This is a genomic window from Planococcus donghaensis, from assembly GCF_001687665.2.
In the GTDB taxonomy this organism is placed as follows: Bacteria; Bacillota; Bacilli; order Bacillales_A; family Planococcaceae; genus Planococcus; species Planococcus donghaensis.
Genome location: NZ_CP016543.2, coordinates 326054 through 350197 on the forward strand (window position 1 = coordinate 326054; position 24144 = coordinate 350197).

23 protein-coding genes are annotated in these 24144 nt (G+C 40.1%); 16 read left to right on the forward strand and 7 right to left on the reverse strand.

The window, feature by feature from the left end:
- Window positions 1-73: 73 nt before the first annotated feature.
- The 8 genes from glgB to BCM40_RS01775 all read left to right on the forward strand — a co-directional run bounded on the left by glgB (window position 74) and on the right by BCM40_RS01775 (window position 10230).
- A complete protein-coding gene (glgB, locus tag BCM40_RS01740) occupies window positions 74-1936 on the forward strand; it encodes a 1,4-alpha-glucan branching protein GlgB (RefSeq protein ID WP_065527428.1) in 1863 nt (620 codons plus the stop codon).
- Window positions 1933-3081 (forward strand): glucose-1-phosphate adenylyltransferase, encoded by a 1149-nt coding sequence (locus BCM40_RS01745; RefSeq protein WP_083394453.1) that lies wholly within the window; start codon window positions 1933-1935, stop codon window positions 3079-3081. The genes glgB and BCM40_RS01745 overlap by 4 nt, the downstream gene beginning before the upstream one ends.
- A complete protein-coding gene (locus BCM40_RS01750; protein ID WP_238323742.1) occupies window positions 3057-4100 on the forward strand; it encodes a GlgC family sugar phosphate nucleotidyltransferase in 1044 nt (347 codons plus the stop codon). The genes BCM40_RS01745 and BCM40_RS01750 overlap by 25 nt, the downstream gene beginning before the upstream one ends.
- Complete coding sequence (locus BCM40_RS01755) at window positions 4097-5524, forward strand: glycogen synthase (protein ID WP_065527426.1); 1428 nt, start codon at window positions 4097-4099, stop codon at window positions 5522-5524. The genes BCM40_RS01750 and BCM40_RS01755 overlap by 4 nt, the downstream gene beginning before the upstream one ends.
- A 15-nt stretch (window positions 5525-5539) precedes the next feature.
- The gene (locus BCM40_RS01760) at window positions 5540-7927 is read left to right on the forward strand and encodes a glycogen/starch/alpha-glucan phosphorylase (protein WP_065527425.1); all 2388 of its coding nucleotides are present in this window, start codon (window positions 5540-5542) and stop codon (window positions 7925-7927) included.
- 19 nt (window positions 7928-7946) lie between these two features.
- A complete protein-coding gene (locus BCM40_RS01765) occupies window positions 7947-8756 on the forward strand; it encodes an SDR family oxidoreductase (RefSeq protein ID WP_065527424.1) in 810 nt (269 codons plus the stop codon).
- Between the two features lie 86 nt (window positions 8757-8842).
- A complete protein-coding gene (locus BCM40_RS01770) occupies window positions 8843-9964 on the forward strand; it encodes an MBL fold metallo-hydrolase (protein ID WP_065527423.1) in 1122 nt (373 codons plus the stop codon).
- Window positions 9965-9969: 5 nt separating this feature from the next.
- Window positions 9970-10230, forward strand: coding sequence for a DUF3006 domain-containing protein (locus tag BCM40_RS01775; RefSeq protein ID WP_065527422.1), 261 nt, complete (start codon window positions 9970-9972; stop codon window positions 10228-10230).
- Between the two features lie 47 nt (window positions 10231-10277).
- On the opposite strand, the gene BCM40_RS01780 is transcribed toward BCM40_RS01775, so the two are convergent.
- The 4 genes from BCM40_RS01780 to BCM40_RS01795 all read right to left on the reverse strand — a co-directional run bounded on the left by BCM40_RS01780 (window position 10278) and on the right by BCM40_RS01795 (window position 13633).
- The gene (locus BCM40_RS01780) at window positions 10278-10580 is read right to left on the reverse strand and encodes a DUF3219 family protein (RefSeq protein WP_065527421.1); all 303 of its coding nucleotides are present in this window, start codon (window positions 10578-10580) and stop codon (window positions 10278-10280) included.
- On the reverse strand, window positions 10581-11747 hold the full coding sequence (locus BCM40_RS01785) for an acyl-CoA dehydrogenase family protein (protein WP_065527420.1): 1167 nt from the start codon (window positions 11745-11747) through the stop codon (window positions 10581-10583).
- Window positions 11748-12013: 266 nt separating this feature from the next.
- Window positions 12014-13069, reverse strand: coding sequence for a YkvI family membrane protein (locus BCM40_RS01790; protein WP_197681398.1), 1056 nt, complete (start codon window positions 13067-13069; stop codon window positions 12014-12016).
- A gap of 234 nt (window positions 13070-13303) precedes the next feature.
- The gene (locus BCM40_RS01795) at window positions 13304-13633 is read right to left on the reverse strand and encodes a YflT domain-containing protein (protein WP_065527418.1); all 330 of its coding nucleotides are present in this window, start codon (window positions 13631-13633) and stop codon (window positions 13304-13306) included.
- 117 nt (window positions 13634-13750) lie between these two features.
- Between BCM40_RS01795 and BCM40_RS01800 the strand changes: the two genes are divergently transcribed.
- From BCM40_RS01800 to BCM40_RS01815, 4 genes are all read left to right on the forward strand, one after another.
- Window positions 13751-14485: an MBL fold metallo-hydrolase gene (locus BCM40_RS01800; protein WP_065527767.1), complete on the forward strand. Its 735-nt coding sequence runs from the start codon at window positions 13751-13753 to the stop codon at window positions 14483-14485.
- A 157-nt stretch (window positions 14486-14642) separates the two neighbouring features.
- Window positions 14643-15287 (forward strand): NAD(P)-dependent oxidoreductase, encoded by a 645-nt coding sequence (locus BCM40_RS01805; RefSeq protein WP_065527417.1) that lies wholly within the window; start codon window positions 14643-14645, stop codon window positions 15285-15287.
- Window positions 15288-15450: 163 nt separating this feature from the next.
- Window positions 15451-15717, forward strand: coding sequence for a hypothetical protein (locus tag BCM40_RS01810; RefSeq protein WP_065527416.1), 267 nt, complete (start codon window positions 15451-15453; stop codon window positions 15715-15717).
- A gap of 83 nt (window positions 15718-15800) precedes the next feature.
- Window positions 15801-17093, forward strand: coding sequence for a purine/pyrimidine permease (locus tag BCM40_RS01815; protein WP_065527415.1), 1293 nt, complete (start codon window positions 15801-15803; stop codon window positions 17091-17093).
- 261 nt (window positions 17094-17354) lie between these two features.
- Here the strand turns inward: BCM40_RS01815 and pepF are convergent, their stop codons facing one another.
- On the reverse strand, window positions 17355-19166 hold the full coding sequence (gene pepF, locus BCM40_RS01820) for an oligoendopeptidase F (RefSeq protein WP_065527414.1): 1812 nt from the start codon (window positions 19164-19166) through the stop codon (window positions 17355-17357).
- A gap of 687 nt (window positions 19167-19853) precedes the next feature.
- Between pepF and BCM40_RS01825 the strand changes: the two genes are divergently transcribed.
- Complete coding sequence (locus tag BCM40_RS01825) at window positions 19854-20333, forward strand: PaaI family thioesterase (protein WP_065527413.1); 480 nt, start codon at window positions 19854-19856, stop codon at window positions 20331-20333.
- A gap of 32 nt (window positions 20334-20365) precedes the next feature.
- Entirely contained in the window at window positions 20366-20566 is a 201-nt protein-coding gene (locus BCM40_RS01830; protein WP_065527412.1) for a hypothetical protein, read from the forward strand.
- Between the two features lie 36 nt (window positions 20567-20602).
- On the opposite strand, the gene BCM40_RS01835 is transcribed toward BCM40_RS01830, so the two are convergent.
- On the reverse strand, window positions 20603-20890 hold the full coding sequence (locus BCM40_RS01835) for a hypothetical protein (protein ID WP_065527411.1): 288 nt from the start codon (window positions 20888-20890) through the stop codon (window positions 20603-20605).
- Window positions 20891-21019: 129 nt separating this feature from the next.
- Here BCM40_RS01835 and BCM40_RS01840 point away from each other — a divergent pair, with 129 nt between their 5' ends.
- Window positions 21020-21697, forward strand: a complete 678-nt coding sequence (locus tag BCM40_RS01840) for a hypothetical protein (protein WP_065527410.1) — start codon at window positions 21020-21022, stop codon at window positions 21695-21697.
- A gap of 109 nt (window positions 21698-21806) precedes the next feature.
- Window positions 21807-22715: a catalase family peroxidase gene (locus BCM40_RS01845; protein WP_065527409.1), complete on the forward strand. Its 909-nt coding sequence runs from the start codon at window positions 21807-21809 to the stop codon at window positions 22713-22715.
- A 38-nt stretch (window positions 22716-22753) separates the two neighbouring features.
- Here the strand turns inward: BCM40_RS01845 and BCM40_RS01850 are convergent, their stop codons facing one another.
- Window positions 22754-24127 carry a Glu/Leu/Phe/Val family dehydrogenase gene (locus BCM40_RS01850; protein ID WP_065527408.1) on the reverse strand — a complete coding sequence of 458 codons (1374 nt, stop codon included), beginning with the start codon at window positions 24125-24127 and terminating at the stop codon, window positions 22754-22756.
- Window positions 24128-24144 lie beyond the last annotated feature (17 nt).

Below are 24144 nucleotides of genomic sequence, written 5' to 3' on the forward strand. Positions count from 1 at the left end.
TTAACAAGGAATTCACACTACTTATGTAGAATTAAAAGAGACACGGAACGGCTAAAACTCTGGAGGTGTGAAAATGAATCAATCAATCATCCAACTTACTGAAGACAAGTTGGAGGCTTTCCATACTGGACAAATGACGGATGCATATTGTTATTTTGGAGCACATACCTCAGTAGATCAAACAAGTTTCACACTGTGGGCTCCGGATGTGACAAAAGTATGGGTAGCTTGTACCAATCCTGAAACACTAGTAGAAGAAGTTTTTCACATGGAACAGCATCCTCTTGATAAGACTATCTGGCAAGTACAAGTGCCACGAAAGTTATTGGGATATGCCTATGAATATATTCTTGAAACACCAAACGGAGAAACTTTACGAAAAGCGGATCCTTATGCTCAGGCGAGTGAAAAGCGACCGCAAACTAAATCGATAATAGTTGGACCGTCTAAGCATACGTGGTCAAAAACGGTGTTGCAGCAAAAAAAAATTCAAAACAACAATCATTTCGAAAAACCCATGGCTATTTATGAATTGCATATTGGCACATGGAAGCGTAATGCTCAAGGGGATTTTTTAAACTACCGTGAATTAGCGTCCGAATTGATTCCTTATGTGTTAGAAATGGGATTCACTCACATCGAAATTTTGCCAATAACGGAACATCCATTAGATGAATCTTGGGGTTATCAAACGACGGGGTATTTTGCACCGACGAGTCGATATGGTACGAGTGATGATTTAAAGTACTTTATTGCCCAGTGTGCAGAAAATAAGGTTGGTTTAATACTAGATTGGATTCCAGGACATTTCTGTGCCGACGAACACGCTTTAGCACTTTTTAATGGAAATTATTTATATGAAAGCGAGATAGAGGAACGACGCATGAATCCCGATTGGGGAACCTTAAATTTCGATGTCGAAAAAGGAGAAGTGGTAAGTTTTCTCTTATCGAGTAGCCATTATTGGCTGGAAGAATTTAAGTTTGACGGCTTCCGTATGGATGCACTGATTTGTTTGTTATTTGTTCCAAACATAGAAGAGCGGCACTATAACCAACAAGGAACCAGTTTTTTACAAAAACTAACGAGTAGCTTAAAAGCAGCTCACCCTGAAGTGATATTAATTGCTGAGGATGCTTGGAATTACCCTAAAGTGACTCATACCGTTGCAAAAGGCGGAATCGGATTTCACTACAAATGGAATTTCGGATGGATGCGAGACACACTTGACTATATGGAAGTACAACCTTCGAAGCGCTCCGAAGTACATGAGAAAATGAATTTCTCTTTAATGTATCAATACGAAGAACGTTACCTTCTTGCTCTTTCTCATGACGAAGTAGTTCATGGGGAAGCTTCTTTACTAAATAAACTCCCTGGGACACTCGACGAGCGATTTTCGCAGCTGAGATTATTGCTAGGCTTTTGGATAACTCACCCGGGAAAGAAATTGCTATTTATGGGTCAGGAATTTGGTCATTTCGAAGAATGGGAGTTTAAGCCCGAATTGGATTGGGCATCGTTAGAAACTGAAAATCATAAAAAAATGGCGGATTTCACAAAAGAGTTATTGGCTTTTTATAAAAAAGAAAAGGCCCTTTTTGAATTAGACGATCATCCGGACGGCTTTTCGTGGATCGATGCGGATAATCACCACCAAAGCGTAGCAGCTTTTATCCGGAGAGGGCGTATGGAAGAAGATGAGTGCATTGTTGTTTGCAATTTTTCAGAGCGGCATTATGAGAACTTCAAGCTAGGAGTTCCAAAATATGCAGGGTATGAAAAGGTTTTCACAACAAACAATAGAGATCAAAGACTTATTGTAGATGCAACCGAAGAACCAAGTGATGACTTGCCGTATTCCATCCAAATGAATTTGCCTGCATTTACGATGAATATATGGAAACAAAAAAAGAATGGGAGTGAAGCACAGTGAATAATAAAGTAGTTGCGATGCTTTTAGCAGGCGGACAAGGAAGTCGACTTAAATCATTAACGTATACAATAGCCAAACCGGCACTTCCGTTTGGTGGGAAATATCGAATCATCGACTTTCCTCTATCGAATTGCACCAATTCAGGAATCGAAACAGTCGGCGTTTTGACTCAATATCAACCCCATGTTCTGCATTCCTATATAGGACTTGGCACACCATGGGATTTGGATCGCCGCAATGGTGGAGTAACCATGCTTCCTCCTTATGCTGAAATAGATGGAAACAAGTGGTATGCAGGAACTGCAAGCGCAATTTATCAAAACATCACTTTTCTTCAGTCATGCGATCCGGAATACGTACTGATTTTATCCGGAGATCATATTTATAAAATGGACTATGAAGTTTTGGTTGATTATCACAAAGCACATGAAGCGGATGTAACCATTTCTGTACTAGAAGTGCCGTGGGAAGAAGCAAGTCGATTTGGGATTATTAATGTCGATGAAAACATGAAGGTGCTGGAATTTGACGAAAAACCAGAAAATCCAAAAAGCAATTTGGCTTCAATGGGCGTCTATATATTTACATGGAAAAAACTAAAAGAATATTTAGAAGCAGATAATTTAAATGAAGAATCTTCCCATGATTTTGGGCATGACATTCTTCCGGCCATGATGGACAATGGGGATAAAATGATTGCCTATCCGTTTAAAGGATATTGGAAAGATGTTGGAACTGTAGATAGTTTCTGGGAAGCGAATATGGATTTACTGGATTTAAATTCTGGCTTGAATCTGCATGATTCTGGATGGCGTATTTATTCTTCGAATCCCCAACTTCCACCACAAGTTATTAACAAAACGGGCAATGTTCAATCCTCTATGGTAAACGAGGGGTGCGTTATTTCAGGCGATGTTACAAAGTCCATCATATTCCAAAAGGTAGTTATTGAAGAAGGTGCTGTAATTTCGGAAAGTGTCATCATGAGTGGAGTGACGATTCACAAAGGGGCTAAATTACATCGAGTGATTGTTCCACCCCAATTTGAAGTGCCGGAAGGATTTGAGGTAGTGGATCAACAGGACAAAGTGGTTCTCTTAACAGACGAAGAAGTAGAAAAATGGAAGGAGCGTGGCGAACGATGAATTTACTTGCAGTAGTAGATGCCTCTATAAAAAAAGAGGGGTTGCAAGATTTAACGATGCAACGAACTGTGTCGTCTGTTCCTTTTGCTGGACGTTATCGGTTAATCGATTTTACATTATCTAACCTTGTTAATTCAGGGGTAAGTACGGTTGGAGTATTTCCATCTTACCCGCTTGCTTCTTTACTAGATCATATTGGTGTAGGGAAAAGTTGGGATTTAGACAGAAGAAAGAATGGGCTATACTTTCTTCCGGTTACGCAGCGAGATGGTGGAATATCGAGTGTTGGAGCATTTGCTGGATTGGAAGAACATCTGCAATTTTTCACAAAGAGCAGCCAACCTTACGTAATTGTTACGAATAGCTTTATCGTTACTCAACTAGACTATAAAGACATGTTTGAAAAGCATATCAAATCAGGAGCGGACTTTACGGAAGCTATCAGCAAAGGAGTACAGTTAAAAACGTATATTTTATCTAAAGAACTATTGATCGAACTAATTCAAACGTATCAAGATAAACAAGTAGTAAGCGTTGAAGATGTTGTTAACTTAAAGAAAAGTCCCTATACATTTAATGAGTATGAATACAAAGGTTATTTTGCGGTTATCGATTCGATTCAAAGTTATTTTGAAGCTTCAATGGATTTACTAAATGAAGATAAGAGAGAACAACTGTTTCTCGAAAATCGACCGATTTTCACAAAAGTGAAAGACGAACCACCAACACGGTATGTCAGTGGTTCACATGTTGAGCGTGCACTTATCGCAAACGGTAGCACGATTGTGGGAGATGTAATTGATAGTCTTATAAGTCGTGGAGTGTATATTAAAAAAGGGGCACGTGTAGAAAATTGCATTATCATGCAAAAAAGTACAGTGGAAGAAAATTGCGACTTAGCTTATGTAATTGCTGATAAAGATGTATATATCGGCGAAGGAGTGGTGTTACACGGAACGCCAGAACGACCGATTGTTCTCCGCAAAGGGGCAAATGTTACGAAGGAGGATATACGATGAAGATTGTAATGGCAGCAGCAGAATGTGCGCCTTTTGCAAAAGCTGGAGGGTTAGCTGATGTATTAGGAGCATTACCGAAAGAGCTTAGCAGATTAGGCCATGAAATCACTGTAATTATACCCAAATATAGTGTGATAGCCGATAAGTATGTGTCAGAATTTGTTCTTAAAGAAACAATCGAAATTCCTTTTAAAGGACAACAAAAAACCTTTCGAGTTTTTCAATACGAACAAGCTGGTGTTGACTACCTTTTTATGGAACATAATGACTATTTTGAACGAGATCAAATTTATGGACAGTCAGACGATGCGGAACGTTATGCCTTTTTTAACCGAACCGTACTTGAGATTGTTCAACAGCGTAACTTAAATCCAGACATTATTCATGTTCATGATTGGCATACGGCTGCAATTCCATTTTTATTAAGAGAAGATGCGCGTTATCAATCGATTAAGTCAGCTAAAGCTGTTTTGACCATTCATAACCTGCAATTCCAAGGCAAGTACTCGAAACAAACGTTTTTAGAAAACTTCGAAATGGATGCACGTTATTATGACGAAGGACCGGTAGAGTGGGATGGCAATTTCAACGCGTTAAAGACCGGCATTTTCTATGCAGATAAAGTAACGACTGTGAGTCCTACTTACCGAGATGAAATTTTAACCGATTTTTATGGCGAAAAGTTGAATGGCTTTTTACAAGAAAAAGAGCAAGATTTAATCGGGATTTTAAATGGCATCGATTTAGAAGTTTACAATCCAGCTGCGGATTCATCCATTGCACGAGAATTTGATGTAATGAGTATGGAAGGTAAGCAAGTTAACAAACGTGCTATTCAGTTGAAAGCAGGGTTGCCAGAGCGAGGAGATGTTCCATTATTAACGATGATCTCGAGACTCTCAGGACAAAAGGGCATCGATGTTTTGCAGGAAGTACTTCCAGACTTATTATCAAACGAAGACGTTCAATTTGTATTATTAGGATCTGGAGAAGAGCAGTACGAAGCATTTTTCAAAGAACTAGACATTGATTTTCCAGGTCAAGTTTCAATCTATATAGGCTTTGATGAAGCGTTTGCCCATTTACTATACGCAGGAGCGGATATCTTCTTAATGCCTTCGCATTTTGAACCTTGCGGACTAAGTCAATTAATCTCAATGCGGTATGGAACTGTTCCTGTAGCTAATAAAACAGGAGGATTAAAAGACACAGTAATAGAGTATGATGAAAATTTAAAATCAGGAAATGGATTTTTAAGTGATTTTTCAAAAGACGAGTCATTTGATAGTGCTTTGCAGCGTTGCTTGAGTTTTTACCAACAGTCGGATCACTGGGAAGCAATCAAGAAAAACGGCATGAAAGGTGATTATTCTTGGTCGCGTTCTGCGGCAGAATACGCTGAACTTTATGAACGGCTAATTTAAAGGGGCGTGCCAATTATGTTTTCTTCCAAAGAAGAGTTCAAGAAAAGTTTTATCAATCGAATAGAAGCCAAAGGAACTGAAAAAAATTTAGAACTTGCGCATGAAACTTTATGGGAAATGACTTGTGAATGGGTTCAAGAAAGTTGGAAGCGCACCAACCAGTTATATGAAGAAAATCACGACAAACAGTTGTATTATATTTCAATTGAATTTTTAATTGGGCGTGTACTTGGACAAAACCTTTTAAATTTAAACTTTTACAATTTGGTCAAAGAAGGTCTTGATGAACTAGGGCTCGAGCTTTCTGAAATAGAGGAACTAGAAATCGAGCCGGGTCTTGGAAATGGTGGATTGGGAAGGTTAGCAGCTTGTTTCATGGACTCACTTGCCTCACTTGAATTGCCTGGACATGGCTATGGGTTACGTTACAGAAGCGGTTTGTTTACGCAACATTTTGTGGATGGAAACCAAACAGAGCAGCCTACAAAGTGGATTAAAGAGAAGAATAATGTAGATATCCGTAGAGAAGACCTAGCAGTGGACATTCCTTATTATGGAGAAGTTCAATTAGTCATGGGAATTGATGGCATGCATACAAAAGTAGAAAATCCAGAATGGGTCAAAGCTGTACCGTATGATATACCAATTGTTGGAGCAAATGGTGGCACGGTTAATACACTTCGCTTATGGCAAGCGGAAGTTTCAGAACGTGCATCTTCCGTTGGCAAAGAGTATGCAGTTTATGAGCGTGAGACAGCTAAAATCACAGATCGTCTTTATCCTGACGACTCTCTAGAGGCGGGGAAAATATTACGCTTGAAACAGCAGTATTTGCTTTGCAGTGCATCGCTTCAAAATATTATTAGCAATCATAAATCGTCTTTAGAGAAACTTCCTAACAGTATTGCCATTCAAATAAATGATACGCATCCAGCTCTGGCCGTGCCAGAATTGATGCGCATCTTAATCGATGATTATACGCTAGACTGGGAACAAGCATGGGACATTACAACGCGTACGATATCCTATACAAATCACACAATTTTAGAAGAAGCTATGGAAAAATGGGGCAGTCATTTAATCCAATCGTTATTGCCCCGAATTTATTTGATCATTGAAGAAATAGATCGGCGCTTTAAAGAGAGCTTGCAAAACCAAGGCAAAGATGATGAAACTCTGCACAAATTGTCCATCATTGAAGATGGAGTTATCAAAATGGCAGTGTTAGCGGTAGTCGGCAGCTACAAAGTAAATGGTGTAGCAAAATTGCATACAGAGATTTTAAAGAAACGTGAAATGAAAGAATTGAACGAACAATTCCCTAACAAGTTTCACAATAAAACGAATGGCATTACACATCGACGATGGTTAATCAAAGCCAATCAAGAGTTATCGGGATTGATCACAGAAACCATCGGTTCGCAGTGGATGAAAGAGCCTGAGCGCTTGAGTGAGTTGCATTATTTCTCTCAAAACCAAAACTTTCTTCAAGATTTCCAAGAAATAAAAAGTTTGAAAAAAGAACAGTTAATTCATCATCTTCAGCGAGATCAAAACATTATTGTGGATCCATCCTCTATTTTTGATATCCATATTAAACGATTTCATGGTTATAAACGGCAGTTGATGAACATTTTGCATATTCAAATGTTATACGACCGAATCAAGCGGGATTCTACTTATCGACCATATCCGCGTACTTTCTTTTTTGGTGGAAAAGCTGCGCCGAGTTATCACTTTGCAAAACAAGTGATTAAAATGATTAATACAGTAGCGAACAAAGTGAATAACGATCCTCTAGCCAGACAGCATCTGCATGTTGTGTTTGTTGAAAATTACAATGTGACCCACGCAGAATATTTAATCCCTGCAGCTGATGTGAGCGAACAAATATCGACGGCTTCTAAAGAAGCTTCTGGTACCGGGAATATGAAATTTATGATGAATGGTGCCCTGACAATTGGTACTTTTGATGGTGCGAATGTCGAGATATTTGAACAAGTTGGCCAAGAAAATGCGTTTGTATTCGGCATGAGAGCAGAAGAAGTAATGGACTATGAAAAAAATCATTCCTATGATCCGAAAGAAATAATTGAATCGGACGTAGAAATTAAGAAGTTAATGGAAGAACTGGTTAAAGGCGATTGGACAGAAGGAAAAGCGAATGTTGACTTTATCGTGGGGCAGTTGTTGCATGAAGGAGATCCTTATTTTGTATTAAAAGATCTACAAAGTTATTCAAAAGAACATGAGAAAATCTTAGATGCCTATGCAAACCCAATTAACTGGGCAGAAATGGGTGTTAAAAATATAGCTGCTTCGGGTATTTTCTCCAGCGACCGCACGATTCAACAATATTCAGATGATGTTTGGCAGTTAACGAAAGTTCCCAGTATGTATTAGAAATTGAAAGGGTGGCAATATGGCAGATCACGCATTTGATAATACTGACTTAACAGACTATAAAGCGAGTGGTGCGTTAGTCGGTAAAGTCGCAATCGTCACGGGTGCGAGCAGTGGCATCGGTCAGGCGGTAGCAATTGCTTATGCAAAAGAAGGCGCAAGAGTCATCATTGGCTATCTCGGAGATGACGAAGGTGCTCAAAAAACCATTGAGTTGATCGAGGATTATGGTGGGGAGGCCAAAGCGCTAAGTGGTGATTTGGGTAAGTCGGAGAATTGTGACGCACTCGTACAATTTGCTTTGGCGGAATTTGGTCAAATAGATATCCTCGTCAACAACGCAGGCTACCAATATCCTCAAACGTCTCCACTCGATATTACGGATGAACAACTTTTAAAAACATTTGAAATTAAAGCGTTTGCCATGTTTTATTTGACGAGAGCGGCACTTCCTCATTTAAAAAAAGGCTCACGAATCATCAATACAGCATCCATTAACGCTTACCGTGGGCACTCAGATTTGATTGATTATTCCGGAGCGAATGGTGCGATGGTAGCTATGACTCGCTCGTTAGCACGCCGACTGGTGCGAGAAGAAATTGCCGTAAATGGAATTGCACCGGGACCCATCTGGACTCCTCTCATCACCAAAACTTTTAGTGATTTAAATCCGAATGTCGGAGACGATTTTGGTGAAGATGTGCCGGCAGGACGACCTGGTCAACCTTACGAACTTGTGAAAGCTTATGTGTTTTTAGCAGATCCGCAAAATTCGTACATGACCGGGCAATTTCTGCATATGAACGGTGGAGACTATATGTCTACTTGATAAAAGCAGGCCAAGAGAGCATCTTGGTCTGCTTTTTCATGCGGTTTAGTATATGATAAAATTCACTAAAGAACGGGAGTGAGTTTTTGAAAAAAAGGATATGGATCTTACTACTGATAATTTTTAGTTTAGGCTTACTGACAGCTTGTACGGATAGAGCTGATCCACCAAAAGAAGCAAGTAAAGACAGTCAAAAAAACCAAGAAAAGGCAGAGCAGCCGATTGTTGTTGAAAACGATAAAGAAGTAATGCATGTCCATTACATCGATGTGGGTCAAGGAGATTCGACGTTAATAGAAGTTGAAGGATTTTCGCTATTAATTGATGCAGGAAATTGGAAATCAACTGAAGTAATCGATTACTTAAAGCAGCAAGAAATTAAAAATATTGATATTGTTGTTGGGACTCATCCAGATGCTGATCATATTGGTCAGCTGGCACAAGTGATTGGGGAATTTGATGTCGGGGAAGTGTGGATGTCTGGCAATTCAAGTAGCTCTGCTACATTCATAAATGCGTTACAGGCAATCGAAGCAAGTGGAACAGAATATGTTGAACCGAGAACCGGTGATGTTTTTGATGTTGGCTCTCTTCAAATCGAAGTGCTGCATCCAAGTGAAATAAGCGGTGCTACCAACGAAGAATCCGTGTCGTTGAAAATGACTTATGGGGAGATTGAGTTTATCTTTACTGGAGATGCAGGAGTTAGAGAAGAACAAGAAATGATCGACTCAAGCATTGATCTCAATGCAGAGATTTTACATTTAGGTCATCACGGTTCGAACACATCCACAAGTTTGGCTTTTTTAAAGGCTGTGACTCCTGAAATAGCAATTTATAGTGCTGGAGCTGATAATTCATACGGACACCCACATGCAGAAGTAATTGCAGCTGTAGAAAATGCAGGAGCGGAAGTGTATGGAACAGATGTAAATGGCACAATTGTAGTGGAAACAAACGGTGAGACGTATAACGTTAATACGCAACAAGAAGGTGTGCCTACAGAAGGACAAAATCGATGTGTTGATATAAACATTGCGTCCTCAGCAGAATTACAAGAGATTTCAGGAATAGGCGAAACGTATGCAAAAGCGATTATTAACAAACGACCATTTGAAAATATAGAACAATTAGTCGACATTAAAGGAATTGGCCAAGGTACGCTAGATGCTATTCAAGATCAGGGCCTAGCTTGTATAGGAGGGTAAGGATAATGAAAGGGATTTTGGACCGTATTGAAGATGAGCGATATGCAGTCATCTTAGTAGAAGAAGAAGGACTTGAATTGATCTTACCTGCCAATCGATTGCCAGCTGGTAGTCAAGTCGATTCCTGGTTTACAATAGATGTGGAAAATGGTCAGCTAGCAGTCACGTTAGACCACGAAACGTCCTTTATAAAAACAAGTCAGGCTGAAGAATTGATGGCAAGACTGAGAACAAAGAAAACGGGTAGCCGCTTTAAGCGGGAGTAAAAAAGTCCAGATTCTCTAAGGAGAATCTGGACTTTTTAAATTTAGAGCTAGTTGATTTCAGTCAATTCTAAATGATAATCAGCTACTTGATCCGGTTTGTACAAATCGGTAATCGATGTGGAATAATCCGTAATGGAGGCGTTAAATTCGGCATCTAGAGCCGGTATACGGATTCGGAAATTCATTTTATACAAAAGGGTAGCAATGTGATGATACTCTTCGCTCGTAACGTTAAAGTCGAAGGTGATTTTTCGGTTGTGTTGGTGAGAGTTGGCCTCTTCATGCGTTTCTTCTTTAAAATTAGAAGCGTATACTTTTGTGTCATCAATCCAAATGATTGTGTTGGTCACTTATTTCCCCTCTGTTTCCAATTGTTGAGTAAACTGCTGAATGGCTTTTATGGCCATTTGGCTTTTAATCATATCTTCCATAGGTGGATTGTAAAGGCCAGCCCGAACATTAAGGTAATGGCGGTGCATCGGATTGCTTTCAGAAAGTGCACGAGATCCGACAATTTTCATCGCTTTGTCTACGATTTCCATAGCGGCATGGGTCACGGCTATTTTTGTTATATTTAACGCTTCATCCATTCCGGCTTTGTTGTCTGTTAAATTGTAACGTTCTACAGTGCCATATAACAGATGCCGTGCGGTAGCTAACTGGAGTTCCATTTCACCGATCGTTTGTTGGATGGCCGGTGTCTGTGCAATGGGCTTTCCAAGTGATGCTGGGATGTAGTTTGCTGCAAACTTCACTGCATAAGCTCTTGCAGCGGCAGCAATGCCAATATAGCAGGCAGGAATATGAAGTAGCCAACCTTTAGTAGATGCTGAAGTTCCTGAACGTTTTAGTGTATGTGTTTTGGGAATGCGGACATGATCAAGGATCAATGTGTGGCTTGCGGTGCCTCTCATCGCTAACATGTCCCACGTTTCATCTATTGATACTCCATCCAACTGCCGGGGGATCACAACTGTGATAACTTCATCATTTTCAGTGGTGGCCGTGACAAAAATATAATCGAGTACAGGTGCCATGGAAGTGTAGGTTTTTTGCCCAGTAACAATATAGAAGTCACCATCACTAACAACAGTAGTGCGAGGCAATGCGCCTCTCGTAGGACTACCGGCGTTTGATTCTGTTGCAGCGGTATTAATAAATGCGCCATTAGCGATTTCGGTCATTAGCCAATCTGCAGGTTCTTCCAGCCAATGGCGATTCTCAGCATACTCCAATACAATGCCAACATGCCATCCAATTGATAGAGCGGTCGCTCCAGAACCTTCCGCTATCGCTTCTTGGGCTAAGACGTATTCGTATAGCCCAAAGCCCTGACCACCATGTTCTTGGGGAAGGGTCAAGGTATGATAATTTATTTTTTTCAAATCGGTAATGTTTTCAAAAGGGAAAGAGCCGCGTTTATCCAGTTCCTTCTCGCGGGATTGGAAAATCGGTTGTAAGGAACGAATTTGATCAATGAGTAGTTGCTGCTGAGGTGTTTTGATAAATTGATTCATAAACTAGACTCCCTCCTTGTTTTGCTAGATTGCTTAAAGTTTGTCGGAGCTAAACGGGCACCTCCGCTTTTCTTATTGTCTAGCTCGGGCAGCCAGATTCTCGGGGACATAAGTCACACCGACTGTACGGCTGAAAACATGCCGTTTCGCCGATGCGTCTTATGTCCGTCGAATCTACATGGCTGCCTCCGCTTTTCTTTTTACCGTACCATAAAAAAGCCGTCAAAGCAGTAGATCAGGCTTTGACGGCTGGGGAAGATATTTAGTTAGGAAAGGTTCTTTTTATGTGGCTTTCGGATGTCGGCAACGATTAAAGCTCCGACAAGAAATAGGCCGAGATAACCAATGATCGGATAGAAAAGGCTGACCAGATTTTTAAACCCTAAAAAGCTTAGGATATAGGCAACAAGCACAACAGCAGTAATGAAAATTCGGGATTTTGTTGTGCCCATCACTACAAAACGCGCTGAAAATGAAAAGAGCATGCTAACTGCGGTGTTGTAAATCATACCGAAAAGAATAAGGGACATAAAGATGCCGAGAACCGGCGATAGGTTATCGGCGATTAAAAGCAATGGCATTGCTGAACTACCGACACTATCCACTTGTGAGAAAATCGCTAAGTGACTCAATATGATAAGTCCACCTAAAATGAGTCCGCCAATGAGACCACCGCGTGCGGCAATTTTTTCGTCTTTTTCAGTTCCTCCCATAACGATCGCCATTGATGCTCCAACAGCAATGTTAAACGATACATAGTTGATGGCAGATAAGAACCAGTTTGGCAAAGCGGAATCTTGTTCGTTCGCAACTGAATTTAATGATGCAAATGTATTATCCATCGTCAGCAAACTATAAGCAGCTAGTCCGATAACAGCAACGATTAAAAATGGTGTGATACTACCGATGATCGCAATCACTTTTTTTACATTTAACATAATCGTCATAGCAACTAAAATCGCCATGAGGGTACTGCCAAGAGGAGCAGGTAAGTTAAATTGCTGTGAGAAAATTGACCCTGCACCCGCAATCATCACAACGCCTACGCCAAATAATGTCAGGATAATTATGTAATCCACAATAGAACCAATTATTTTGCCACTAATGCCAAAAATAGCTTCTTTATGTGATGTTGTTTTCATCCGGCTTCCAAGTCGAGTTAAACTCATTCCTAAATAGGCAAATAAAGCGGTTGCAAAAATTGCTGCAACGGTTCCCATATAGCCAAAACTTGTGAAGTATTGAAGGATTTCTTGGCCAGAAGCAAATCCGGCTCCAACGATGATGCCAACAAAGGCACTCCCCATTTTTAAACTTTTCATGATGTTCCTCCTAGATGCTGGTTAATACATGGATAAGTTTTTTAAAAATTATAAAATTCTTATTTAAATATAACAAAAATCGAGAGGGTTCACAATTGGAAAAGAAATAATAGACACATTATCCTAGTGAATCTAGCTATTAAAGTATTTAGAGAAAAATATCAACATAATGAAAAGGGGTGAAAAAACACAAAAAAGCATCGCCAGTTAGACTGGCGATGCTTGGGTAACTTATTAGTTTAGGTCTTTGTTTGCGATAATAACTAATTTACCTTTATCGAGTTCTTCTTCGTATTCTTCTGCTTCTTGTTTAGATAAACCAGCTGCTGCCATTTTAGCGCGTAATTCATCGCCTCTTGAGACAGTCATATTTTTCATGCTGTCTAAAAAGCCTTGTTCTTTCATGCCGACTTCTTCTGTGTCTAATGCTTTTGAGATATCTTTTCCGCGTTTTTTATCATGGGCGAAAATGTAAATATCATCGTGCGTGTAACCTTGTGTTTCTAATTTCTCGATTTCTGATTTTGCTTGAAGTGCGTTTTCGACTGTCATTTTCAAAGTCAATGTAATCCCTCCAATTAATTTCTTATTACTATGCATACCACGGTCAATTAGAGCTTAAACAAAAAATAGGTTGAAATCCGTTATACTAAAGAAAAAGTAGAAGGGAGAGTGGGTTTTTTGAAGATTATTCCGATTGGTATTTGGGGAGGTTATCCTAATAAAAATGAAGCAACTTCCGCATTTTTAATCGAACAAGATGGCTTTCGGTGTTTAGTAGATTGTGGCAGTGGTGTATTAGGGGCTGTTCAAAATTACACGGAATTACGTGAGATAGATGCGGTGATCATCAGTCATTATCATCCAGATCATGTGGCTGATATTGGTGTATTACAGCATGCAGCTATGGTTGGTATGCAATTGAAAGAGTGGAATACACCACTGTACATCTATGCACATGATAAAGATCCAGAGGAATTTCACAAGCTTTCTTATAAAGGCGTTACAGAAGGTCGAGCGATACAAGCTTCGGACACACTTGAGCTTGGACCGTGGCAAGTTACATTCTGTGAAACGATTCATCCTGTCTATTGTTTAGCTATGAGGTTTACTGCGAACGGGCGGACTGCTGTATTTACTGCAGACACGGCTTGGAAAGATGAGTTGGTGGATTTTTCAAGGGGCGCGGATCTTTTAATCGCAGAATCGAATCTTTACGAAAAATACATCGGTATTATTGGGGGGCATATGAGTGGTAGCCAAGCAGGTAAACTTGCGGAACAGTCTGGTGCAAAGCAATTATTACTGACGCACCTTCCTCAATACGGCGAGTTAAAGGAAATTTTAACCTCTGCAAAGTCTACCTATACCGGTGAAGTCGAGTTCGCGGTAATCGGCAAAACCTACCAAATTTGATAAGTTAAAAATAAGCAGATAGTTTGTGTATCAATTGGCTTCCTTTTATTCTTTAAGTAAAAGCAAAGAACGTCGAAATGTCGTCGCCGTCCAATGGCTTAAGAAAAGGCTGATTCTTTTATTGTCTATCTAGAGAATAAGACTGGAGGAGAATAAGATGAAAATAGGAATTATCGGGGCAACAGGTAAAGCGGGGAGTTTGATTTTAAAAGAAGCGTCAAGAAGACGTCATGAAGTGACTGCAATTGTTAGAGATTCACAAAAAGCCGAAAATTTAAACGTGCCGATTATAGAAAAGGATGTTTTTAGTCTGACCGCGGAAGATTTAGCTCCATTTGATGTAGTGGTCAATGCATTTGGTGTTCCGCCTGAAAGAGCAGAGCAACATATTGAAGCCGGCAAAATTTTGATCAACGCACTTAAAGAAACGCCGAACACGCGTTTAATTGTAGTTGGGGCCGCTGGCAGTTTGTTTGTGGACGAAGCAAGAACGACGCGGCTAGCGGAAACTCCAGAGTTTCCTGAAGCATTTAAGTCGATAGCTAGTAGCCAATCGCAAAATTTGGCTAATTTAGAAAGAGCAGAAGGAATTCGATGGACATATTTAACCCCAGCAGCGTTTTTCGATCCGAAAGGTCATCGGACAGGTCGTTATCAAAAAGGTGATGATGGGTTTATCGTTAATAGCAAAGGCAAGAGTTATATTAGCTATGCTGATTACGCCATCGCGCTTGTTGATGAAATCGAAAGTGGAGAGCATCAGAATAGACGGTTTACCGTGGTTTCTGAAAAACACTTGTAGGTTGAAAGAGTCGGTTTCTGAGAAAACCGGCTTTTTTCTGTTTGTAAAGTGAGCAAGGATTGAAAAGCATTTGCCATGAAATGTTCACGTTCCTCAATTAAACAGTGGCTTGAATCATGTATAATAAGATGAAACTTGAGGTTTAAAGGTGGGAATCAACACAATGGATTTTTTATATTTTCCTGATGACAAATCGGAATACATCCCTGGGATTATTTCTGTCGTAATTATATTTATATTGTCTGTACTAATCGTACGATTATTGATTAGAGCTTCACGTAAGCAAGTGAAAAGTTTAGAAGATCAAGGGTATCCTGTTGTATATAAAGACGGTTTTGAGGATGGCAAGACAAAAGATGAAATGATAGAGCCGCAAAAAGCAGCAGATCGTGCAAACGAAAAGAACATGCATGAGAAAAAAGAGACCTGACAGCCGTCAGGTCTTTTTTTGGTTCTTTCACTAGGTGTATACTGGAAGAACATGATGAAAATGAAGTGGTGGAGGTGTTGGTTATGAAAAATATCTTTGGCGGAGTGCAATGGGCAGTTTTTCTAATCGCTTCTTCCATCGCAGCACCAATTGCGATTGCCAGTATTTTTGGCATGGATACGACAGATACAACCCTCTTCTTACAACGGACAATGTTTGTTTTAGGAATTGCTTGTTTAGTGCAAGCCTTTATCGGACACCGCATGCCAATCAACGAAGGACCAGCTGGCTTGTGGTGGGGAATATTTATTGTTTACGCTGGATTAGTCGGGATTATGTATGCCACGATGGAAGAATCCTTACAAGCCCTGCAAAGCGGATTGTTGTACAGTGGCGTTTTGTTTATCGTTTTTGCTTATACGGGTCTTGTAGATAAGTTGAAGGTTTTGTTTACGCCTACCATTACCTTTGTGTATCTCTTGTTATTGGTCTTGCAAATTAGTGAGTCCATTATCGCAGGCTTACTAGGCATTGTAGTAGAAGGAGATCCAGTAGATGGCAAGGTTTTGTTCGGTAGTATTATTGTTATTTTATTAACTTTCTTTTTTATGAATCATAAACTGCCATGGGTGAGTCGTTACTCAGTATTATTTGCAATTGCTACAGGTTGGGTCATTTTCTGGATTCTTGGAAAACTACCAGAAACTGCAGAAACGACAAGTGCATTAATATCCTTGCCAGAGATGTTTGTTTTTGGTCCGTTAATTTGGGACAGTGGCATGTTCGTCACTGCGTTGTTTTTAACGATTTTACTACTTGCCAATATGATGGCATCGATTCGGGTAATGGAAAGTGTATTAAAGAACTCCTTTTCGATTCATGCACCTGATCGGATTAAACAAGCATCGGCAGCCTCTGGTATTAATCATATTGTGGCAGGCTTGTTTTCTTCTATCGGGCCTGTGCCGATCTCAGGGGCGGCTGGATTTGTTAGTGCGACTAGAACACCTACACTTAGACCTTTTATTTTTGGGGGTATCCTGGTAGTACTGATTAGTTTTTTTCCAACACTTATGGCAACGCTTGCGTCTTTACCAGCTCCTGTAGCATATGCTGTTATTTTTGCGGTATTTACCAAAATGGTTGAGATGGCTTTTGTTGAATTGGAAAATGAAAAAGACCGCCTTCATTCTTATAAAGTAGCAGCTTTCGGACTGATGAGTGGAGTGGGCATTATGTTTGTTTCTCCAGAAAGCATGGCTAACTTGCCATCGGTTGTAGCAGCAACGCTATCAAACGGATTAATCACAGGAACCATTATTGCCATTTTGATAGAACAGTTATTAAAACAACGTAAAAAAACCGGACGCGTGTAGGAAGTGCGTCCGGTTTTTCTAATGTCCAGGCTCCAGGGGCTAGCTCCTTGGGTCATAAGCCATCTTGGCTGTGCGGCAAAGAACGCCGCTTCACCAATCTGTCTTATGCCCGGCAGAGCTACACAGCCGCTTGCGCTTTTCTTATTGTCCAGGCTCCAGCGGCTAGTCCCTCGGGGTCTTAAGGCAGCCCACTACGGAAATCGGGATTTCCTGCGTGTTCTGCCTTAAGCCTGTCGGGACTACACAGCCGCTTGCGCTTTTCTAGTCAGCTTCGATTTCTTCTGTTAGGTTAACCAGTTCATCAATTAGTTCGCCGATGTAAGCGATAGTATCGCGAAGCGGTTGTTCACTCGTGATGTCGACGCCGGCCATTTGTGCAAGTTCTACCGGATTTTTAGTGCCTCCAGCTTTTAGAACTTCTAGCCATTCGTCTACAGCAGGTTGTCCTTCTTTTAAAATACGTTTAGATACTTGTGTGGAGATAGTTAGACCGGCACTGTACGTATATGGATACAAGCCCATATAGTAATGAGGCTGACGCATCCAAGTTAACTCCGCACCATCATTTATCTCTACAGTATCTCCCCAGAAATCTTCTAGTACACCTCGTTTGATCGAGTTTAAAATGCCGGCATTTACACTTTGTCCTGCATCAATGCGCTCGTACACTTTACGTTGATAAGCGGCTTCAAGCAAATGAGTAACAAAGTTATGGTAATAAGTTCTAGCAACGATTGATGAAATGACCCAGCGTTTAAACTTCGGGTCCGCCGAGTTTTTTAATAAATGATTGGCAACGAGCATTTCATTCATTGTCGAAGGAGCTTCGATAAAGTAAAGCGACGGCCTTCCGTTAAAGATGTTTTGTTCTTGATGCGCATGATAAAAATGGCCAGCATGGCCAAGTTCGTGAGCTAATACAAAGACCTCATTCATCCGACCTGTCCAAGAAATTAAAATATAGGGATGGTCACCGTAAGGACTTGAACAGAAAGCTCCTGTTGACTTTCCTTTGTTTTGTGCAAAATCAATCCATCTTTCAGAATAAGAACGATCGACCATTTCAAGATAATCAGGTCCCATAATCGAAAGAGCGTCATCAATATACTGTTTAGATTCAGCTACTGTAATCTCAGGTTCATAGCTCGGATCTAAAGAAATTTTTAAATCAGCAAAAGTCATCCGGTCGAGTCCGTGAACTTTTTGCAGCAATTTCGCATATTTGCGCATATGTGGAGCGAGTTCAGTTGTGATCAAATCTATTTGGCGATCGTAAAGAGTACGGTCTACTTCCTGATTAAACAACAGGTAGTCAAAAATACTGTCATATCCCCGCAAGTCAGCAGTGGTTTTTTCTGTTTGTAATTGCATATCATAAGTTTTGGCAGTTGTTTGTTGATACTCTTTTAATTTTTTTGAAAAAGCATCAAACGCTGCCCGTCTGAGCTCAGTATTTGTCTCAGCTTCCCAGTCGCCTTCAAAAGAGCCATAGCTTAAAGGATACTTCTGCCCGTTTACTTCGAAATCTTCAAAATCGATATCGCTCATTTTTGTAGTGTTGTAAAGACCATAAGGTGCGCTAAAAGTGGAAGAATAAGCAGCTAAGCTTTTTTCCGCTTCTGGATGCAATTGATAAGGTTTTTTACGCAGTAATTTTTTTAGGAAAACACGGAATTCCGTTGATTCTTCCATCGCTTGTTCGAGTGTTTCGGTGGGCAAAGCAAGAAGTTCACTTGTGATAAAAGACAGTTGACTCCCGATTTTAGCAGCAGTAGCACCAAATTTACTCGCTTGCAATTGAGCTTCATCATTGGTTTGATCTGTACTTGCGGTTAAGTTTGCGTGCGTACTTAACAACACCATTTTTTCCATAAACCTCATATACGCTGTTAAGACCTGAGTAATTGATTCTGTATCTATAATTGTGCCTTGAAATTTTTCGTTTATAGCTTCTGCTTGTTGTTCCAAATCTTCTAGTTGTTGGTTGAAGTCAGGAGAACTACTAATTAAACTAGATAAATCCCATGTTTCTTCAACAGGAACAGCTGAGCGTGCGGGCAAACTTTTAACCAAACAAATCTCTCCTCTATGTATTACGGATATCGAACTAATTATTAGTATAATCGGCAATTACAAAAATGTAAAAAAAATAGTTAAGAATATAAAAAATATTTAAAAAATAGGTTTATATATATCATTAAGGTGGGTACTATACAAATACAAGGCGGAATTACCGTTGAAAGACACGACTGGATTCGATTCAGAATCGCCTTTTAACGAGAAACTGCACAGCCTTGGCGGGAAATTTGCTTTACTGACGATATTCACTCTTGTCAGGAACCATAGTTAATCAGGTTTCTATCCGGAAAGTGTTTCAAACAGTAAGATGTAAGTTTTTTGTGGAAGTGCAATTGAAAGCCTGACTGCAGAACCGACAAATTCACTGAGATGTAGATGTGAACCTAATTGCCTTATTGGCAAATGACAGTCAGCGTAACTAAACTGCAATGACGAGAGTTTCATGTTCGTCAGAGATTTACAGTTTGTAGAAAGAATTTAATAAAATTTTCCGCGTGCAAAAAATCTCTCAGGATTTTCGAGAGATGGAAAAAGAGGGAGGCATGATCTGATGAAAAGGATCATGCTTTTCTCTTTGCATTTTGAACTATCAGATTTTTTGGTGTAATCTGTTTGTATAAGCTAACATTCAAAGAGGTTTGTATGAGACTAATTTTTCATTTCATAAAAGGGGAATCGGTTATGGGAGAACATTCGGTAGTTGCCATACAAGATGAGTATGCAGAAGACTTCGCGTGGTGTTATGGTTGCGGTCGACTTAATGAGAACGGACACCAATTTCGGACAGCCTGGCATGGTGAAGAAACAATTACGTTGTATGAGCCAAAAAAAGAGCACACAGCTATTCCAGGATATGTTTATGGTGGCTTGATTGCCTCGTTAGTAGATTGCCATGGAACAGGGTCAGCTTCTTTAGCGCTTCATCGAAAAAATGGTTTTGAACCGGGTAGTGGCGAAACCCCACCGCGTTTTGTTACTGCTTCTTTACATGTTGATTATTTAAAGCCCACACCTCAAGGAATCATGTTAAAGGCAGTTGGAAAAATCGAAGAAATTCATCCAAAGAAATTTAAAGTGAACACAGAAGTCTATGCTGGAGATACTCTTTGCGCAACAGGTGAAGTAACGGCGGTAGTTATGCCGGCTTCCTTTGCTAAATAAGGTGAACAAAGCTAGAGAAGGAGTGCTTGATGATGGTAGAGAACAATAAAGAAGAGCAAGTTAAACATCCAGAAGCTGCAGAAGTAGTTGAGCCTGAGCCGGAAATCGAGCCGGTTACAGAAGAGCCGAATTTTGACGAAATATACAGCAATATCGCATCTAATCGATACGAAAACTTACGGACTAGTCATATTGAACAAAAAGCAAAAAAGTTAAGAAAACGAACAAAATAAAAGATCAAGTGTATCTACACTAGACCTTTACTTTTTTTAAAGTTTTTCAATTTCTTCTGAAACAACAAATGCCAAATCATCATTGCCGAAAAGCTGAAGAATTTCTAACAAAGTATGGTGATCGACCTCTAATGGTTCTATGTCTGATTGCTCGATTGCCTCAGTCAAAACGGGGCTTAGAAGTTGACCTGGGTATGCACGCTGATAAAGTTCAGCTGGATCTCGGTCGTAATTCATACACCATTGAACAAAAAGCTGAACCATAATCAACTCGTCTTGTTGGTATTTTTTGATGATGTATTCATCACGATTTTCGTTGTTCATGTAGAACACCTCCCCTATAAATAGCTTGATGATAAGTAGCATACCAAACAATTCGAGTGCCTGCATGGACTTCTACCGATTTTTCCTCTAGAATAAAGCCATGGCAATGATAGTATCGGAGGGTTAATGATGAAATTACTTCAAGTAAGAAAAGGACAATTTGTTTATTATCAAAATGAGTTACACAAGGTGTACTCTGTAAAACCACTCGCTAAAAAGTCAGTATTGATGTTCCGGGTCAAAGATATGGAGCAAGTAGACTGTAAAGCAGAAGAAATTACATTGTATAAACCGAAACATATGGACTCGTTCTTGTTTTTCGGATCTCGGTATACGTTACTTGAGAACCAACCAGCTGAAGAAGGCGGTTATATCTTAATTACGAAACCGGACCCGGATTATATGGATCATTATTCATTGAATGAGTTCGAAAAAGTAGAATCTGTTGAAGGAAACAATGTAATTACGACGCGCCAAAATACCGTAAAAGCAAAAGAGTTTCTTGTCATGTCTCCAGGAGAAGCAGCAGGCAGCAATGATATTATTTATCTTGATAAGTCGAAAGTTTCAGCTGAACAGTTGGAACAAGATGCTCAATTAGAAGAAGTGTTGCGTGAAAAGAGTGCAATTCGACCTTCTATTGGCGATGTTTACTTGAACTTGGATAATACAGGAACTGCAATGGTAGTAGCGATTGTGGATGAAGAAGTAGTTCTAGGTACAGGAGACCGCCTGACTTTCCATCAATTGTACAAAGCAGACAACTGGAGTTACCTATACAACATTAACGATGGTGAATTTAAATAATAATAAGCAAAAAGCCGCCCTCTAGAGGGTGGCTTTTTGGGTTGAATTGTAAAGCAGCGATGTTAAATATGGAGAAAAGGGGTATGAATGACCATAAGAGGTGATGGAGATGGACAGACTAGCAAAAACGACTGTTGATCGAATTGAAAAGGTGTTTGACGTTCCGGCAGGTTACCGGCGAGCTCATGCAAGAGGGAAAAGTTATCGAGGATATTTTACCGCCACAGGTTCAGCCAATCATTTAACTAAAGCACCTCACTTTCAAAGTGGAGAAAGTGAAGCATTGGTGCGTTTTTCGCATTTTTCTCCAGATCCCAAATGGACCGATGCAATGTCTCCAGTTAAAGGAATGGCTGTTCAATTCCTTTTAGCAAATGGGGAAGTGACGAATATCGTTGGCGTCACCTCACCAATCTTCTTTGCGAAAACCCCTGAGATCTTTAGTGAGATACTCGGTGTAGTAAAATCGTTTAAAAAAGGAAAACCTAGCTTAAAAGAACTGGGGAGTTTATTAGCGGACTATCCTGAAAGTGGAGCGATGCTTACTAATATCCGCAAAATGCAGGCTCCTTCTAGTTTTGCTACGGGTCAATATTACGCAGTTCATGCTTTTTATTTTATTAATGAGGAGGATCAGCGTCAGCCGATTAAATATCTCTGGGAACCTGAAGTCGGTGTAGAGACTTTGTCACCACTTGATACCGTTTCTTTATCTACCGGTTCTTTTGAAAAAGAGATTGAAGATCGGGTTGCCAAAGGACCCGTGAAATTCCGATTGGATATTCTATTGGGCCAACCAGAAGATCCTACGGATGACCCGACAAAGGAATGGCCGAAAGAACGAGAAAAATTAACACTAGGAACTTTAACCATCACAGAAGCTACAGAAGAGGCAGAAAATATTGTTTTTGATCCAACGATTATGACAGCGGGAATTGAATGCTCAGAGGACCGGATATTAAACTTTCGTCACCATGCGTATCAAATTTCTCATCACCGGAGAACTATAGAAACTTAAAAAGCACAGCCCATTTTTAGGGCTGTGCTTTTTAGTATTTAGTAAAGTTTCCCTTGGTGGTAAAGGACAGTGGATAAACGCATGACCGCATGAATAAAGCAATTTTGCCGAAGGGCAAAAGGATCCCCGTAATATTGTGGCAACATCATATCCATTGTTTCTTTCATTTTTTTGATCAATAAACGATAAACTTCTTTTTCTGTATAAAATTGTGTTTCACGGCCTTGCAGCCACTCAAAGTAAGAAACAATCACACCGCCAGCATTGGCTAGTATATCAGGAATGATGACGACACCTTTATCATTGAAATAATGGTCGGCTTCAGTGGTAGTTGGCGCATTCGCCCCTTCAATAATAATGCGTGCTTTTACATCTTTCATATTATCTTCTCGAATTTGGTTTTCCATTGCAGCAAGGAGCAGGACATCGACGGGCAACGTGACAAGACTGTTTCGATCTTTAATTTCAGCTTTGACCTCAGCATCCAGTAATTGTTTTTCGGTCGAAGGTAAATCACCGTCATTGGTTTTGGTGAAGTCGACCAGCGCTGGAATATTTAAGCCCTCTTCGTTGAATAAAGTAACATTTCGATCACTCACAGCCACAATCTTGTGCTGAATCAATTTACAGTTATAAGCCTCTAATGCGGCCACAGAGCCTACGTTTCCAAATCCTTGAACAGCCATTTTTAAGGGACGATTGTAAATTTCTAATGTCGTTTTAGCAAAAGGATTGTCGCTTTTCGACAATAGTTCCTCATTTGCTTTTACATAATCATAAAGCAAATAGCGAAAGGTAAAGTATACGCCTTTGCCAGTTGCTTCTCGTCTTCCGAGAGAGCCGCCGTTAACCACGCTCTTACCAGTAAAACTTCCCAGATAGGCTATGCCAGGGTGAATCAGTTTATATTCAGCCATCATCCAATCCATTTCTCGTTCACCGGAACCCATGTCTGGTGCTGGGATATCTTTGTCTGGCCCGATAACGTCAGAAAAATACCGGACATATTTTCTGGAAATAGCATTTAGTTCTTTGGCTGAGTATTCGTGTGGGTTTATGGCAATACCGCCTTTGCCCCCGCCAAACGGTACTTGGTGAAGTGCGTTTTTTAAAGTCATCAATAAGGCGAGGTTAACCACTTCCTCCTCATTGACACTTTCATGAAAACGGATCCCACCTTTGTAAGGGCCGAGTGCATTATTGTGTTGGACACGATAAGCAGGGATTCTTACCACGCTCTCATCATCCAGGGGAACCCGAAGAAAAGATTTATGTATATTATTGGGTGTGGAGAGAATCGCGCTTAGTGAAGTGAAAGCTTGTGTTCGATTGGGGATATCGGGTAAAAATGTCTCGTTTTCAAACAAGGCATCTAATGAGTCTTGAATGATTTTTTTGGTTTCTGTATGCATGTACAAAACACCTCCGA